Source organism: Streptomyces sp. NPDC088194 (genome assembly GCF_040702025.1).
Lineage (GTDB): Bacteria > Actinomycetota > Actinomycetes > Streptomycetales > Streptomycetaceae > Actinacidiphila.
In genome coordinates this window covers 1-17,244 of the sequence record NZ_JBFBIV010000084.1, presented here as the reverse complement: position 1 = coordinate 17,244, position 17,244 = coordinate 1, and the positions used below count along the sequence as shown (strand labels likewise).

Below are 17,244 nucleotides of genomic sequence, written 5' to 3'. Positions count from 1 at the left end.
GTCCTACCTTTCTGACACGGATGTGTCGTCGGCCCCGGGTTCGGGCGAACCCGTCACGAGCCGGTCCGCGACCGCCCGGCCGACGGCCGCGGCGTGCGCGCCCCGAAGCATCCCGGCGTGGTCGGCGGCGATCTCCAACCCCTCGATACGGCCGGCGATGTACCGCTCCCAGGCCGTGCGCGCCGTCGCGAGCGACATGCCGGCCGGATCACCCTCGGTGGCCAGGAACAGCAGCGCGCCACCGCCGAACCGACGGGGGGTGTACGCCTGCGCCAGCCGGAACAGGTACTGCCTCGTCTCCTCCATGTTCAGCGAGAACGCATCGGCCGGAGCGTTCACCACTCCCGAACCGTCGAGCAGGGCCCGCCCCTCCTGGTCCGCGCGGCCGTCGCCGCGGACCCGCGTCCCGGCCTCCCCCTCGCCGGCCTCCTCCGGACCGCCCACGCTGTCCCGGTGGTGTCCGCCGGGGAAGCCGTCGAGCAGGGCCAGCAGCGCGACCTGTTGGCCCTGCCGCTCCAGTTCCACGGCGATGGCCTGGGCCAGCACCGCGCCGAAGGACCAGCCGAGGAGCTGGTACGGCCCCTCGGGCTGCACCGACCGGATTCGGTCGACGTAGTCGGCCACCATCGCGTCCACGCTGTCCGCCATCGCCCTGCGGTCGGCGAACCCGGGCGACTGGAGGCCGTAGACCGGCAGGTCCTCGGGCAGATGGCCGAGGAGCGCGGCGTAGCACCAGGCCAGGCCCGTGCTGTGGTGCAGGCAGAACAGCGGCGGGCGGGAGCCACCGCTGCGCAGCGGCAGCAGCGCGTCGAGGCCGTCGCCCCGCCGCCCGGCGCGCCGCGGCGCCGTCGGACCGGCAACGCCGTCCGCCGCGGCGCGCGGTCGCACCAGCCCGTCCGCGCTCCACGCGGCACGCCGCCCGGTGCGCAGCATCAGGCCGCCACCGGACCCGAAGGGGTCGGCGACGAGGCTGCCCGCGGTGCGGGCCGGCGCGCCGGCATAGGCGCGGGCCAAGGACGGTCCCGCCACATACAGGTCGCCCGCCACGCCGACCGGGACCGGGCGAAGCCACTCGTCGAGGACGTAGGCACGGGCGGTGCGGGGCAGGGGGATGACGGACCGCGCGGGCTCGGCCCCCGGCTGCCCGCCCGCGGGCTCGACAGCGGGCTCGACGGCAGGCTCGGCGGCAGGCTCGGTGGCAGGCTCCACCGCGACGGTGCGGCCTCCGCGCAGCGCGGCCAGCAGCCCGACCAGCAGTTCGGTGACGGTCGCACGCGTGTCCAGGCGCACCGCGTCTCCGGCCGACTCCGGCGGCGGGGAAGCCGCCTGACGGTCGATCACCCGGCCGAGCAGGGACCGGTGGTCCACCAGCTCGCCCACGAGCGTGCCGTCCGGCGCCCGCGCGGGCAGCACCACGGCCGGGTGGGACGGCAGCGGGTCCGGGACGGCGACGGCACGGCGCAGGCGCCTGCCCCCGGCCCGGATCGCGTCCTCCACCCGCAGCACCGTCACCGCCTCCGCGCCGGGGGCCCTCCCCGGCGCACCGGCCGCGGCGCCGCCCGACACGACGAGCGCGGCCGGGCGGGCGCAGCCCAGCGCGGCGGCCGCCGCCAGCGGGCCCTCGGGGCCGTCCGGGTCGGCGATCAGGCACACGGCACCGGACCGGAGCACACCGAGCACGGCGACCGCCCAGCCGGTGCCGGGCCGCACCGCCACCACCACGACGTCGCCCGCGCCCGCACCGCGCCGGTTCAGCCGCGCGGCGAGCCACGCCGTCGTACGGTCCAGGGAGTCGCGGCTGAGCAGGCCGTGCCGGTCCTGGACGGCCACGGCACGCGGGTCGCGGGTCGCCCATTCGGTGAGCGCGGGGAGCACGGTGCTGTCCGGGACACGGGCCGCGCCGCGGTTCCAGTCCTCGGTCAGCCGCCGCAGCTCCGACTCGCCGAGCAGGATGTCGATCTGGCTCAGTTTCAGTCCCGGGTGTGCCGCCACTTGCCCCAGGAGGCGGAGCAGCCGCCGCGCGAGGTCGACGGCGGTGGCCCGGTCGAACAGTTCCTCGGCGTACTCCAGGCTGCCGTCGAGGCCGTCCGGCCCGCCGTCGTCCCGGTGCCGGTCGGTCAGCCGGACCGTCAGGTCGTACGCCGACGCCGGAGCGCCGAGGTCGACCAGCGAGGCGTCCAGCCCCGGGACCGCCGGGACGTCCCACTTCGCCGCGCTGTCGTCCCGGATGTCCAGGACGACCTGGACCAGCGGATGCGGCTCGCCGGGTGCCTCGCCGGCGAGCCCCAGGGCCGCGGCGATCCGCGCGAACGGAACGTCCCCGGACCGCTCCGCCTCCTCGGTGGCCTCCCGGACGCGGACGAGCACGGCCTGGAACGTCGGGTCGCCCGAGACGTCGGTGCGCAACGGGAGCAACCCGGCGAACGGGCCCATGGCGGCGTCGAGTTCGCCCTCGCCCGTCGGCCTGGGCCGCACGGCGCCGAGCGTCAGATCGGTGCCGGCCCCCATCCGGGCGAGCAGCATCGCGAGCCCGGCGTGCACGACGGCACCCGCGGTCACGCCGAGCGGTCGGGCCGTCTCCATCAGGCGGGCGTGCACCGCGGCCGGGACACGCAGCGGCACCGCGCCGGCCCGGTGGCTCGGCCGCTCGGGACGCGGCCGATCCGCGGGGAGGGCGGTGGCGGGCGGAGCGTCCGCCAGCGCGTCCTTCCAGTAGGCGATCTGGTCGCCGGCCACGCTCTCCTTCGTCTCCGCGCCCGCGAGCAGCCTGCTCTCCCACACCGCGTAGTCGGCGAACTGGAGCGTCAGGGGGGCGCGCTCCGTGGCACGGCCCTCCCGGCGCGCGCCGTACGCCACGGAGAGATCGCGCACGAGAGCGTCCCGGGACGCGTCGTCGCCACCGATCCGGTGCAGGGCGAGGAGCAGGACGTGATCGGTGTCGGAGAGCGTGAACAGGCAGGACGCCCAGGGTGTTTCGCTTCCGAGGTCGAAGCGGCGGGCGGCACGGGCGGCCAGGGCGGCGGGAAGTTCCTCCTCGGTCGCCGCAACGACTGGGAGCGCCGGGAGGACGGCGGGGTCGTCGGCGGCCAGAATCCGCTGGGTCAGCCCGCCGTCCTGGGTCTCGGCGAAGACCGTCCGCAGGATGTCGTGCCGTCCGGCAACGTCCGCAAGGGCCGCCCGCAGAGCGTCCCGGTCGAGCTCCCCGCGCAGGCGGAGGGCCACGGACGACTGGAGGGCCCGGGTGCGCGGGTTGGCCGCGGCACGCCGCCAGACGAGTTGCTGACCGGCGGTCGCCGGCGCCTCGCCGTTCTCGCGCTCGACCGGGACCAGCGAGGGGCGCGACTTCGTGCCCAGGACGCGCGCCGCGCCGATCGGCGTCGGATCTCCGAAGAACTGCTTCAGGTTCAGCTCGGCGCCGGTCTCCGTGCGGACCCGGCCCGCGAGGTGCATCGCGAGCGCCGAATTGCCGCCCAGGTCGAAGAAGTTGCCGTCGGCGGCCACCCGGTCGACGCCCAGCACCGTGGCGAACAGGGTGCACAGCAGTGCCTCGGTCCCGGTCCGCGGAAGAAGGCCGGACCCGTCGCTCTCGGGGTCGGGGGCGGGGAGGGCGGCCCGGTCGATCTTGCCGTTGACGGTGAGGGGCAGGGCGTCGAGAACCACGACGGCGGAGGGGACCATGTAGTCCGGCAGACGGGTCGCGGCGAACTCGCGCACACTCGCGGCCTCGGGAATCCCGGTTCCGGGGCCCCTACCCTCGGCGGTTTCGTCCTCGGTGCCCCCGTCCTCGGCGGCTCCTCCGTCCTCGGGGCCGGCCGGAAGGACGTAGCCGACGATGCGCGGGTTGCCCGGGCGGTCCTCGCGGACCGTCGCGACGGCCGTCCTGATACCCGGGTGGGCGGCGAGGACCGCTTCCACCTCGCCGAGTTCGACGCGGAAGCCGCGGATCTTCACCTGGTCGTCCGCCCGCCCGACGAAGGCCAGTCGGCCGTCGCCGCCTGGCAGCCAACGGACCAGGTCCCCGGTGCGGTACATCCGGCCGCCGCCGCCGTCGCCACCGAACGGGCATGCGACGAACCGTTCCGCCGTCAGGTCGGCCCGGTTGATGTAGCCGCGGGCAAGCCCTTCGCCCGCGATGTACACCTCGCCCACCACGCCTACGGGGACGGGACGCAGGTACGCGTCGAGGACGTAGGTACGGACGTTGGGCAGCGGACGGCCGATCGCGGGCGCCGGGTCCTGACCGGTGATGCCCTCCTCCAACAGGACAGCGGTGGTGATGACGGTGGCCTCGGTCGGACCGTACGTGTTCCACACCCGCGCGTTCTCACGCCACTTCGCCGCCAGGCCGGCCTCCAACCGCTCCGCGCCCAACACCCAATTGCCGATCCCCGAAACCGCCTCCGGCTCCAGCACTCCCAACAACGACGGCACGACGCTCGCCACTTTGACTCCCGCCGCCCCGACCATCCGCGCCAACTGCGTACCGTCCAGCCGCTCTTCGGACGACGCCACCGCCAAGGCCCCACCCCCGGCCAGGGTGACGGCCACATCCAGCACCGCAGCGTCAAAGCTGAACGACGCGAACTGCAACGCCGTCACGCCCGCCTCGACACCCAGGACCGGACGCATGGCGGTGGCCAGGTTCGCCACGGAGGCGTGAGCCACTGCCACACCCTTCGGCCGCCCCGTCGACCCCGACGTATAGATCACATACGCCAGCTGGTCGGAGACAACCTCAGGCAGATCGCCCTCGTTACTCCCCACCTCATCGAGCAGGACCGTCTCGACATCCGCCGACAGACGGCCGGCGGTCTCAGACGTCACCAGCACCAACTCGGCATCGCTGTCCGCCACCATGAACACCAGCCGCTCCGACGGATACTCCGGGTCCAGCGGCACATACGCCCCACCGGCCTTCCATACCCCCAGGATCGCCACGACCATCTCGGCCCCGCGCGGAAGGCACAGCCCCACCCGCGACTCACGACCCACACCCCGCGCCACCAACCCCCGCGCCAGAGCATCGGAGCGCGCATCCACCTCCGCGTACGACAGCGCCCGACCCCCCGACCACAACGCCACCGCGTCCGGGGTCTCGGTCACCCACCCACGGAAACGGTCCAGCACCGTGCCGGACTCAAGCGGCCGCGCCGTGGCATTCCACTCCTCCACGACCGCGAACCGCTCGGGCTCCTCCAGCAGGTCGAGGTCGCTCAGCCGCACCCGCGGATCGGCCGCCACCTGGTCCAGCACCCGCACCAGCCGCTCCACCAGCCGACGCACGGTCTCCTCGTCGAACAGGTCCACGGCGTAGAGGATGCCGCCGCCCAAACCGGCCGGGGCACCGCTGCCGGAACGGCGCTCGACCAGCGCGAGCGAGAGATCGAACCGGGCCGCCGGGTCATCCGCCGGCGGGACCTCCTCGACGGACAGCCCTTCGAGGTCCCAGCGCGCCTCGGGCACGTTCTGGAGCGCCAGCATCACCTGGAACAACGGATTACGGGCGGCGGAGCGGGCCGGATTCAGCTCATCCACCAGCCGCTCGAACGGCACGTCCTGGTTCGCGTACGCCGCCAGGTCCGACTCACGAACACGCGCCAGCAGATCACCGAACGACGGATCACCGGAAGCATCGGACCGCAGGACGAGCGTGTTGACGAAGAACCCCGCCAACTCCTCCACCAGCGCATCCGTCCGACCTGCCACCGGGGTGCCGACACAGACGTCCTCCCCGGCGCCCATCCGCGCCAGCAGCACGACCAACGCGGCGTGCATCACCATGAACATCGTCGTCCCGCTCTGCGCGGCCAGCTCGACCAATCGCGCATGCGTGGCCGCGTCCACGTCCATCGGCACCGAACCGCTCCGGAACGAGGGCGCCGCGGGCCGCGGACGGTCGAACGGCAACACCGTCTCCTGCGGCGCCCCCGCCAACACCCCACGCCAGAAAGCGACCTGCCCCGCACCCGCGCTCTCCGGGTCGTCCAGTTCGCCCAGCACTTCCCGCTGCCACAACGCGTAATCCGCGTACTGCACCGGCAACGGCTCCCAACCCGGCTCGGCACCCGACAAGCGGGCCCGGTAGGCGGTCTGGAGATCCTTCGCCAGCACACCCATCGACCAGCCGTCCGTCGCGATGTGATGCGCCACCAGCGACAGAACCCACTCCTCCTCCGAAACTCTCAACAGCGTGGTCCGCCACGGCAGGTCGACCCGGACGTCGAAGCCCCACCGCGCCTCCCTTTGCATGAGCTCGCGCCAACGATCGCCGGCCTGCACCACCTGAAGCGGGGGACGGCCCTCCGCACCCCCGCGGATCTCCTGATACGGCACGCCCTCCACATCCGGGAAGACCGTCCGCAGACTCTCGTGACGGTCGGCGATATCGCCCAGCGCCGCCCTGAGCGCCTCGATGTCGAGACGCCCGGCAAGGCGCAGGGCGAAGGGCAGGTTGTAGGGAGCGGCCTCCGTCTCCTCGCTCCCGGCGTCCTCGAACCGGTTGAGGAACCACATGCGCTGCTGCGCGAACGACAACGGCACCCGCTCCGGACGCTCCCAACGCCTCAACACCACGCCCGCCGACACCCCAGTGCTCTCGACCAGCCGCGCCACCCCCGCCACGGTCGGCTCCGCGAACACCTCACGGACACCGACCGACACCCCCAACGCCGACCGGATGCGCGCGATCAGACGCATCACCTTCAGCGAGTCACCGCCCAGTTCAAAGAAGCTCTCCTCCGCCCCGACCTGGTCCGCTGCCAGGTCCAGTACCTCTGCGAACAGGGTGCCCAGCGTCTCCTCGGTCGGGGTCGACGGCGCACGGCCGCCGTCCGCGGCACGCGCCGGCTCGGGCAGAGCGGCACGGTCGATCTTGCCGTTCACCGTCAACGGCAGGGCGTCCAGCAGCACCATGGCGGACGGCACCATGTAGTCCGGCAGCCGGGCGGCGGCGAACTCCCGCACCGCGTCGGTCCGCGGCTCCCGCCCGGTCGCGGGCAGCACGTAGCCGATCAGCCGCTGGTCGGTCACCACGGCCACAGCCGTCTTCACGTCCGGGTGGGCGGCCAACGCCGCCTCGACCTCGCCGAGTTCGACGCGGAACCCGCGGATCTTCACCTGCTCGTCGGCGCGTCCGACGAACTCCAGCCGCCCGTCGGCCATCCAGCGCACGAGGTCACCGGTGCGGTACATGCGTTCGCCGTCCGCGCCGAACGGGCAGGCCACGAAGCGCTCCGCCGTCAGGTCCTGGCGACCGATGTACCCACGCGCCAGGCCGTCTCCGGCGATGTACAGCTCACCCACCACACCCACCGGCACAGGCCGCAGATACGCGTCCAGGACATGCGTGCGGACGTTGTCCAGCGAGCGGCCGATCGGCGGCGGCGCATCCTCGGCAGTGATGCCCCTGGGCAGCAGCGTCGCTGTGGAGATGACGGTGGCCTCGGTCGGCCCATAGGTGTTCCACACCCGGGTTCGCGCCCGCCACTTGGCGGCAAGGCCGGACTCCAACCGCTCGGCGCCCAGCACCCAGTTGCCGACCCCCGCCACATCCGCCGGCTCCAACACACCCAGCAGCGAGGGGACGACGCTCGCGACCTCGACACCGTAGGTCTCCACCATGGCGGTCAGGGCCGCCGGGTCGAGACGCTCCTCCGCCGAGGCGATCGCCAACGTACCCCCGGCCGCCAGCGTCACCGCGAGGTCCAGGACGGACGCGTCAAAGCTGAACGACGCGAACTGCAGCGCCGTCACGCCCGCCTCGACACCCAGGACCGGACGCATGGCGGTGGCCAGGTTCGCCACAGCCGCGTGGGCCACGGCGACGCCCTTCGGCCGCCCCGTCGAACCCGACGTATAGATGACGTACGCCAGCTGGTCGGCACCGACCTCCGGCAAGTCACCCGAAGCGCCGTCGAGTTCGTCGGCACGGGCAGTGGCGACCTCCTCCGGCAGTCGACCGGCGGTCTCGTCCGAGACGAGCACGAGCCCGGCACCGCTGTCGGCCACCACGAAAGCCAAACGGTCGGACGGATACTCCGGGTCCAGCGGCACGTACGCCCCACCGGCCTTCCACACCGCCAGGATCGCCACCACCATCTCCACCCCGCGCGGAAGGCACAGCCCCACCCGCGACTCACGGCCCACACCCCGCGCCACCAACCCCCGAGCGAGCGCGTCGGAAAGGGACTCCACTTCCGCGTACGTCAAGGAACGCCCGGCGGAGCCGAGCGCCACCGCTGTCGGCGTCAACGCGGCCCACTCACGGAACCGCTCCACGACGGTCGTGACATCGGCATCGCGTGCGGTGGCGTTCCGCTCGACCGCGACAGCGGTCCGCTCGGCCTCGTCCAGCACCTCGACGGCACTCAGCAGCAACTCCGGGTCGGCCGCGACCTGTTCCAGTACCCGGGCGAGGCGCTCGGCCAACCGGCGGACGGTCTCCTCGTCGAACAGATCGGCCGCGAACAGGATGCCGCCGCCCAGGCCGCCCGGTTCTCCGTCGGCGGTGCGGAACTCGTTCAGGGCCACCGACAGGTCGAACCGCGCGGCCGGGGCGGACGGGGGCGGGATCATCTCGACCGTCAGGTCGTCGAGGTCCCACTGCGCCTCGGGCACGCTCTGGAGTGCCAGCATCACCTGGAACAGGGGGCTGCGGGCCCCGGAGCGCGCCACGCCGAGTTCGTCGACGAGCCGCTCGAACGGCACGTCCTGGTTCGCGTACGCGGCCAGGTCGGCCTCGCGCACCCGCCGCAGCACCTCACGGAACGACGGGTCTCTCGTCACATCCGCCCGCAGGACAAGGGTGTTGACGAAGAACCCGGCCAGCCCCTCCAGGTGCACGTCCGACCGGCCGGCGACCGGGGTGCCGACGCAGATGTCCTCCCCCGCGCCCATCCGCGCCAACAACACCACCAGCGCGGCATGGACCACCATGAACATCGTCGCCTCGCCCCGCGCGGCCAGCTCCACCAACCGCGTGTGCGTCGCCGCATCCACGTCGATCGGCACCGCACCACTGCGGAAGGACGGCACCGCCGGACGCGGACGATCGAACGGCAACACGGTCTCCTGCGGCGCCCCCGCCAATGCTCGACGCCAATGCTCGACCTGCCCCGCACCCGCACTCTCCGGGTCGTCCAGTTCGCCCAGCACCTCCCGCTGCCACAACGCGTAATCCGCGTACTGCACCGGCAACGGCTCCCAACCCGGCTCGGCACCCGACAAGCGGGCCCGGTAGGCGGTCTGGAGATCCTTCGCCAGCACACCCATCGACCAGCCGTCGGTCGCGATGTGATGCGCCACCAGCAGCAGAACCCACTCCGCCTCCGAGACCCTCAACAGCGTTGTGCGCCAGGGAAGTTCGACCGCCAGGTCGAACCCGCGCCCCACCTCCTCCTGCATCAGCTCCTGCCAGCGATCGCCGGCCTGCACCACCTGAAGCGGGGGACGGCCCTCCGCACCCGCACGGATCTCCTGATACGGCACGCCCTCCACATCCGGGAAGACCGTCCGCAGACTCTCGTGCCGATCCGCCACATCACCCAACGCCGCCCCGAACGCCTCGACGTCGAGACCGCCCACGAGGCGCAACGCAAGAGGCATGTTGTACGCGGCGGCCCCCGCGCCGTCGATGTCCTCGCCCTCCATGCGGTTGAGGAACCACATCCGCTGCTGCGCGAACGACAACGGCACCCGCTCCGGACGCTCCCGCCGGGCCAACGCCACGACCGTCGACGCCCCAGCAGCGTCGACCAGCCGCGCCACTCCCGCCACGGTCGGCTCCGCGAACACCTCGCGGACCCCGACCGAGACCTCCAGCACCGACCTGATGCGCGCGATCAACCGCATCACCAGCAGCGAATCACCACCCAGCTCGAAGAAGCCCTCCTCCGCACCCACGCTCTCCACGCCCAGCACCTCCGCGAACAACCCGCACAAGACCACTTCCGTAGGCGTCACCGGACCCCGGGAGCCACCGGCCCCGAGATCAGGGGCGGGAAGGGCGGCACGATCCACCTTCCCGTTCACCGTCAACGGGAAGGCATCGAGGACGACGACCGCTGACGGGACCATGTAGTCCGGCAGACGAGTGCCGGCGAACGTACGGAGGTCTTCGGCGTCCGCGTCCCCGACGACGTAACCGACCAGCCGACCCTCCCGCACCACTGCCACGGCCTGGTCCACGCCGGGATAGGCGGCCAGGGCGGCCTCGACCTCGCCGAGTTCGATACGGAAGCCGCGGATCTTCACCTGCTCGTCCGCCCGCCCGACGAAGGTGAGTTGGCCGTCCGCGGTCCAGCGGACCAGATCCCCGGTCCGATACATCCGACCGCCACCGTCGCCATCGCTGCCATCGCTGCCGTCGCTGCCGTCGCCGAACGGGCACGCCACGAACCGCTCCGCCGTCAAATCCGCACGCCCCGCATAACCCCGCGCCAAACCAACCCCCGACACATACAACTCACCCACCACACCCACCGGCACCGGCTGCAAAAACCCATCCAGCACGAACACCCCCGCATTCCGCAACGGACGCCCGATCGGAACACCCCCCACGACACCCACACCCCCCGCATCCACACCCACCGAATCCGCATCCAACGGCAAACTCATCGCCGCACACACCGTCACCTCCGTCGGACCATACGCATTCACCATCCGACGCCCCACCGACCACCGCCCCACCAACCCCGGCGCACACACCTCACCCGCCACCACCAACCCCTCCAACCCCTCCAACAACCCCTCCTCCACCGCCAACACCCCCGGCGGCACCGTCACATGCGTCACCCCCCAACGACCCACCACCTCACCCAACGACACCACCGGCGGCAAACCCCCCACCCCCACCACCACCAACACAGCCCCCGACCCCCACGCCACACACACCTCCGACACCGCCGCATCAAAACTCAACGACGCAAACTGCAACACCCGCGACCCCACCCCCACCCCAAAACGCTCACCCTGCGCCCCCGCCAGATTCGCCAACCCCGAATGAGAAACCACCACACCCTTCGGCCGCCCCGTCGAACCCGACGTGTAGATGATGTAGGCCAACTGGTCGGGAGCGATTTCCGGCAACTCCCCCACTTCGCTTACGAGATCGTCGAGCCGGACCCTCTCGACGTCCCCAGGAAGGCGGTCCGCCGTCTCGTCCGCGACCAGGACCAGTTCGGCGCCGCTGTCGGCAACCATGAACGCCAACCGCTCCGACGGGTATCCCGGGTCCAACGGCACATACCCCCCGCCCGCCTTCCACACCGCCAGAATCGCGACAACCGCATCCTCCCCACGCGGCAGACACAGCCCCACCCGCGACTCCCGACCCACACCCCGCGCCACCAACCCCCGCGCCAACACATCCGAACGCGCATCCACCTCCGCATACGACAACGTCCGCCGCTCCGAACACAGCGCCGCCGCATCCGGCGTCCGCTCCACCCACCACCGGAACAACTCCAACACCGTCGAAGCACCCACCTCACCCGCAGTGTCATTCCACTCCCGCACAACCACCGCCCGCTCCACCTCACCCACCACCGCAACACCGCTCAACCGCACCCGCGGATCGGCCGCCACCTGCTCCAACACCCGCACCAACCGCTCCACCAACCCACGCACCGTCCCCTCGTCAAACAGATCCGCGGCATAGAGAAGCCCACCCCGCAGACCGTCGGCCGCACCGTCATCCAGACGCCGCTCACTCAGCGTCAAGGAGAGATCGAACCGGGCCGCCGGGTCATCCGCCGGCGGGATCATCTCGACCGTCAGGTCGTCGAGGTCCCAGCGCGCCTCGGGCACGTTCTGGAGCGCCAGCATCACCTGGAACAACGGATTACGGGTGGCGGAGCGGGCCGGGTTCAGCTCATCCACCAGCCGCTCGAACGGCACGTCCTGATGGGCGTACGCCGCCAGGTCCGACTCACGAACGCGGGCCAGCAGGTCACTGAACGTAGGGTTCCCCGAGGTGTCGGATCGCAGGACGAGCGTGTTGACGAAGAACCCGGCCAACTCCTCCACCTGCGCGTCCGACCGGCCGGCGACCGGCGTACCGACACAGACGTCCTCGCCGGCGCCCATCCGCGCCAGCAACACCACCAGCGCGGCATGGACCACCATGAACATCGTCGCCCCGCTCCGCGCGGCCAACTCCGCCAATCGCGCATGCGTGGCCGCGTCCACGTCGATCGGCACCGCACCGCTGCGGAACGACGGCACCGCCGGACGCGGACGGTCAAAGGGCAACACCGTCTCCTGCGGCGCCCCCTCCAATGCGCGACGCCAATGCTCTACCTGCCCCGCACCCGCACTCTCCGGGTCGTCCAGATCTCCCAGCACCTCCCGCTGCCACAACGCGTAATCCGCGTACTGGACAGGAAGCGGCTCCCAACCCGGCGCAGCACCCGACAAGCGGGCCCGATAGGCGAGCTGAAGGTCGTTCGCCAGCACACCCATCGACCAGCCGTCCGTCGCGATGTGATGCGCCACCAGCGACAGAACCCACTCCGTCGCCGAGACCTTCAACAGCGCGGTCCGCCACGGCAGTTCAACCGCCAGATCGAACCCGCGCTCCACCTCGGAGGCGAGCAGTTCCCGCCAGCGGCCGCCGGCCTCGACCACCTGAAGCGGGGGACGGCCCTCCGCACCCACGCGGATCTCCTGATACGGCACGCCCTCCACATCCGGGAAGACCGTCCGCAGACTCTCATGCCGATCCGCCACATCACCCAACGCCGCCTCAAGCGCACCCACATCCAGCCGACCCGAAAGCCGCAGCGCCGACGGAAGGTTGTAGGCACCAGCGCCCACCCCCGCGCCGCCCTCCGCGCCCCGGTCCATCCCGTTCAGGAACCACATCCGCTGCTGCGCGAACGACAGCGGCACCCGCTCCGGACGCTCCCAACGCCTCAACGCCACCCCCGCCGACACCCCAGCACCGTCGACCAGCCGCGCCACCCCGGCCACCGTCGGCTCCGCGAACACCTCGCGGACCCCGACCGAGACGTCCAGCACCGAACGGATACGCGCGATCAACCGCATCACCAGCAGCGAATCACCACCCAGCTCGAAGAAACTCTCCTCCGCACCCAGCCCTCCCGGCTCCACCCCAAGTACTTCGCCGAACAGGGCGGAGACCGCTTCCTCGGTCGGGGTCGACGGCGCCCGACCGCCGCTCACCGCGAGGTCAGGAGCGGGCAGCGCAGCCCGATCGATCTTGCCGTTGGCCGTCAACGGCAAGACGTCGAGCACGACCACGGCGGCGGGCACCATGTAGTCGGGCAAACGGGTCGCCGCGAACGCCCGCAGCTCGCCTCCGTCGACATCGTCGGCATCCCCGACGACGTACCCGACCAGCCGGCCTTCCCGCACCACCACCACGGCCTGGTCCACACCGGGATAAGCAGCCAGAGCGGCCTCGACCTCGCCGAGTTCGACGCGGAAGCCGCGGATCTTCACCTGCTCATCCGCACGCCCCACGAACGCCAGTTGGCCGTCCCCGGTCCAGCGAGCCAGGTCCCCGGTCCGATACATCCGACCGCCGTCGCTGCCGTCGCCACCGCTGCCGCTGCCGCCGCCGAACGGGCAGGCGACGAACCGCTCCGCCGTCAGGTCGGCCCGGTTGATGTACCCACGAGCCAGACCCTCGCCCGCGATATACAACTCACCCGTCACACCCACCGGCACAGGCCGGAGGAAGGAGTCGAGGACGTAGGTACGGACGTTGGGCAACGGACGGCCGATCGCCGGCGCCGGGTCCTGACCGGTAATGCCCTCCTCCAACAGGACAGCGGTAGAGATGACGGTCGCCTCCGTCGGACCGTACGTGTTCCACACCCGGGCCCCCGCCCGCCACTTCGCCGCCAGGCCGGCCTCCAACCGCTCCGCACCCAACACCCAATTGGCCACCCCGGGAACCGCCTCCGGCTCCAACACCCCCAACAACGACGGCACGACGCTCGCCACTTCGACACCCGACGCCCCGACCATCCGCGCCAGCGCCGAAGAATCCAGCCGCTCCTCGGACGAGGCGATCGCCAACGTCCCCCCGGCCGCCAAGGTCACCGCCACATCCAGCACCGCCGCGTCAAAACTGAACGACGCGAACTGCAACGCCACCACGCCCGCCTCGACACCCAGAACCGGACGCATGGCGGTGGCCAGGTTCGCCACGGAGGCATGAGCCACCGCCACACCCTTCGGCCGCCCCGTCGAACCCGACGTGTAGATCACATACGCCAACTGATCGGACGGATCGGAAGCGATGTCCGGCAGACCGCCCTCATCGCACCCCAGCTCGTCGACCAGAACCGTCTCGACATCCGCCGACAGCCGACCGGCAGTCCCGGGCGTCACCAGCACCAGCTCGGCGTCGCTGTCAGCGACCATGAACACGAGCCGCTCCGACGGGTATTCCGGGTCCAGCGGCACGTACGCCCCACCGGCCTTCCACACCGCCAGGATCGCCACGACCATCTCGGCCCCGCGCGGCAGGCACAGCCCCACCCGCGACTCCCGACGCACGCCTCGGCTGACCAGTCCCCGCGCCAGGGCATCGGAGCGCGCATCCACCTCCGCATACGACAGCGCCCGTCCCCCCGACCACAGCGCAGCCGCATCCGGTGTCGCAACGACCCACTGATGGAATCCCTCGAGCACCGACGTCGTGTCCACGTGCTGGTCCGTGGCATTCCATGCCTGGACGACCGCCACCCGCTCCGCTGCGTCCAGTACCGCAACGCCGCTCAGCCGCAGCTGCGGGTCGGCCGCTACCTGGTCCAGCACCCGAACCAACCGCTCCGCCAGCCGGCGCACCGTCTCCTCGTCGAACAGATCCGCCGCGTAGAGGAAGCCGCCCCGCAGACCATCGGCAGCACCGTCATCCAGGCGCCGCTCACTCAACGAGAGCGACAGGTCGAACCGCGCCGCAGGAGCCGCACCGGGCGGGACGTCCTCAACGGCCAACCCATCGAGATTCCAGCGCGCCTCGGCAACGTTCTGGAGTGCCAGCATCACCTGGAACAAGGGGCTGCGGGCCCCGGAGCGCGCCACGCCGAGTTCGTCGACGAGCCGCTCGAACGGTACGTCCTGGTTGGCGTACGCGGCCAGGTCGGCCTCGCGCACCCGCCGCAGCACCTCGGCGAACGACGGATCACCGGAAGCATCGGACCTCAGGACAAGGGTGTTGACGAAAAGCCCGGCCAGCCCCTCCACCTGCGCGTCCGACCGGCCGGCGACCGGGGTGCCGACGCACACGTCCTCCCCCGCGCCCATCCGCGCCAACAGCACCACCAGGGCGGCATGGACCACCATGAACATGGTCGTCCCGCTCTGCGCGGCCAACTCCACCAACCGCGCATGCGTCACCGCATCCACGTCGACGGGCACCACGCCACTGCGGAACGACGGCGCCGCGGGCCGCGGACGATCGAACGGCAACACCGTCTCCTGCGGCGCGCCCTCCAACGCGCGGCGCCAGAAAGCAACCTGCCCCGCACCCGCACTCTCCGGGTCGTCCAGCTCCCCCAGCACCTCCCGCTGCCACAACGCGTAATCCGCGTACTGCACCGGCAACGGCTCCCACCCCGGCGCCACACCCGACAGGCGCGCGCGATACGCAGCCTGAAGGTCATCAGCCAGCACACCCATCGACCACGCATCCGTCGCGATGTGATGCACCACCAGCAGAAGAACCCACTCCGCCTCCGAGACCTTCAACAACGTGGTTCGCCAAGGCAGTTCAACCGCCAGGTCGAACCCGCGCCCCACCTCCTCCTGCATCAGTTCTTGCCAGCGATCGCCGGCCTGCACCACCTGAAGCGGGGGACTGCCCTCGGCACCCGCACGGATCTCCTGATACGGCACGCCCTCCACATCCGGGAAGACCGTCCGCAGACTCTCGTGCCGATCCGCCACATCACCCAACGCCGCCTCAAGCGCCTCAATGTCGAGACTCCCGGCAAGGCGCAACGCAAGAGGCATGTTGTAGACAGCGCCCGTGCTCTCGACGTCAGCCTCTTCCATGTGGTTGAGGAACCACATCCGCTGCTGCGCGAACGACAACGGCACCCGCTCCGGACGCTCCCGCCGCGCCAACACCTCAACCGTCGACGCCCCAGCACGGTCGACCAGCCGCGCCACCCCGGCCACCGTCGGCTCCGCGAACACCTCCCGGACCCCGACTGACACGTCCAGCACCGAACGGATACGCGCGATCAACCGCATCACCAGCAGCGAATCACCACCCAACGCGAAGAAACTCTCCTCCGCACCCACGCCCTCCAGACCCAGCACCTCCGCGAACAGAACACACAACGCCTCCTCCGTAGGGGTCTCCGGACCACGGGAGCCGCCGGCACCGAGTTCAGGGGCAGGAAGGGCGGCGCGATCCACCTTCCCGTTCACCGTCAACCGCAGCGCCTCAAGGACGACGACCGCCGACGGCACCATGTAATCCGGCAGACGGGTCGCCGCGAACGCCCGCAGATCGCCTCCGTCGACATCGTCGGCATCCCCGACGACGTATCCGACCAGCCGGCCCTCCCGCACCACCACCACGGCCTGGTCCACACCGGGATAAGCAGCCAGGACCGCCTCGACCTCGCCGAGCTCGATACGGAAGCCGCGGATCTTCACCTGCTCATCCGCACGCCCGACAAAGGCCAACTGCCCCTCACTACCCGGCAACCACCGCACCAGGTCCCCGGTCCGATACATCCGCCCACCCTCACCGAACGGGCACGCCACGAACCGCTCCGCCGTCAGATCCGCACGCCCCGCATAACCCCGCGCCAAACCAACCCCCGACACATACAACTCACCCACCACACCCACCGGCACCGGCTGCAAAAACCCATCCAGCACAAACACCCCCGCATTCCGCAACGGACGCCCGATCGGAACACTCCCCCCAACACCCACACCCCTCGAATCCACACCCACGGCACCCGCATCCAACGGCAAACTCATCGCCGCACACACCGTCACCTCCGTCGGACCATACGCATTCACCATCCGACGCCCCTCCGACCATCGCCCCACCAACCCCGGCGCACACACCTCACCCGCCACCACCAACCCCTCCAACCCCTCCAACAACCCCTCCTCCACCGCCAACACACCCGGCGGCACCGTCACATGCGTCACACCCCAACGACCCACCACCTCACCCAACGACACCACCGGCGGCAAACCCCCCACCCCCACCACCACCAACACAGCCCCCGACCCCCACGCCACACA

1 protein-coding gene is annotated in these 17,244 nt (G+C 71.3%); it reads right to left on the bottom strand.

Annotated features, from left to right (window positions below):
* Positions 1-3: 3 nt before the first annotated feature.
* Entirely contained in the window at positions 4-17,166 is a 17,163-nt protein-coding gene (locus AB0399_RS32350) for an amino acid adenylation domain-containing protein (RefSeq protein WP_366413761.1), read from the bottom strand.
* Positions 17,167-17,244: the final 78 nt, after the last annotated feature.